This is a genomic window from Pseudoalteromonas sp. HF66, assembly GCF_011806445.1.
In the GTDB taxonomy this organism is placed as follows: domain Bacteria; phylum Pseudomonadota; class Gammaproteobacteria; order Enterobacterales; family Alteromonadaceae; genus Pseudoalteromonas; species Pseudoalteromonas apostichopi.
Window position 1 is genome coordinate 1 of sequence record NZ_JAATOU010000040.1, and the last position, 1267, is coordinate 1267.

Here is a 1267-nt window from a genome sequence, read left to right on the forward strand (position 1 = left end):
CGCTCGTTTTTATCCTGAGGTAAAAGCGAGAACTCCTAAATTTTAATAACACTGGTAATTAGTTAACAAGTTTGTTAAAAATAATCTAATAAGAAAAACGAGCTACGCTGTGGTAGAAAAACGCGCGATTAGCTCGCTATAAACATGTTAGGTTTTAGGTGAGCTATGAAGTTCTTTTTGCCAATTTTTATCTTATTTATTTTGGTTGGTTGCAGTATTAATCGGCCGAATAAAGAACTTTTAGATATTTATCAGCCTCAATCTAGCTTCAACATTTCCGACTCAAATAGTGTGGGCACCATTATCATACAAAAACCATTAGCTTATGGACCACCTAGAGGTGACTTTAGGATAATTAACATTGAAAATAATTCTGGGATTGCTTTAAAAGTTAAAGTCTATCCTGCTGATTACGTAGCACTCCCTTTATGTAAAGGAATTAATGCATTTACCAGTCAATTTTACGCCTGGGGTAACCGCGTCGGTAAAATTGAACAATTAGGTAAGCATATGATTTCGGGTCATGGCATCCAGTATTTTTTACTAACGTCTGAGTTCGTGGAAATATCTGAGAAAGAAGCACTTTGGTGGTTAGACAAAATTAATGGTTGGTGGTTAGAACGTAAAGGAAGTATTGAGCCAGACAATGTTTATACTGGCTTTCAGAATTATCTTTTGCAATGCGAAAAAACCTAACAAACCAAGTCAGCGGGACACTAACACGTAGGCTCCCGTCACTTCGTTCTGTATTTTAGCCTACGTGTCATTGCCCCTGCTTGGGGCGTTATAAGCCTAGGGAAAGCAATGGTATTTATCATCCTGTTTGGAGTAGTAGCGATTACCTTTATTATGTTTAACATACAGATGGAAGCATACAAAGAAGCCGCGCATAAACACAGAGAAGAGCGTAAAAATAAGCTAGTTGAATACTTAGGCTACCAAGATCAGTATTGGGGCATGTTATTTGGTAATCCTAAAAATTTTTCCCTGTACCATGAAGGTTTAGACAGCCATATTAAAAAAGTACGCATTTCAATGTTTGTAGCTTTAGCGTCATTTTTTAGCTTATTTATCTATCTCATTGTTGCATATGGCTTATAACAAGTTACTCAAAAGGACGCAAAACGCTTGGCTTGCACTCCTTCGTCACTAATTTTAGCCAAGCATTTATGCGCCCATTAGTTAGGCGTTATGTGCCAAGGAGAGTGTGGGTGAAAGTTTTAGTCTTTTTGTTTTCTTTAATCTCTTTCCATTCTTTAGCTTGTAG

Annotated in this window: 2 protein-coding genes; both read left to right on the top strand. The window is 37.1% G+C overall.

Going from position 1 to position 1267, the window contains the following annotated elements; genetic code table 11:
- The first annotated feature begins 165 nt into the window (after positions 1 to 165).
- Entirely contained in the window at positions 166 to 696 is a 531-nt protein-coding gene (locus tag HCZ11_RS19480; protein ID WP_167659251.1) for a hypothetical protein, read from the top strand.
- 108 nt (positions 697 to 804) lie between these two features.
- A complete protein-coding gene (locus HCZ11_RS19485) occupies positions 805 to 1101 on the top strand; it encodes a hypothetical protein (protein WP_167659252.1) in 297 nt (98 codons plus the stop codon).
- The last annotated feature ends 166 nt before the right edge of the window (positions 1102 to 1267 follow it).

What these genes read in the sequence shown, in the direction of transcription:
- HCZ11_RS19480 (WP_167659251.1), top strand. Translation starts at nt 166, where the DNA reads ATGAAGTTCTTTTTGCCAATTTTTATCTTATTTATTTTGGTTGGTTGC.
- HCZ11_RS19485 (WP_167659252.1), top strand. Translation starts at nt 805, where the DNA reads ATGGTATTTATCATCCTGTTTGGAGTAGTAGCGATTACCTTTATTATG.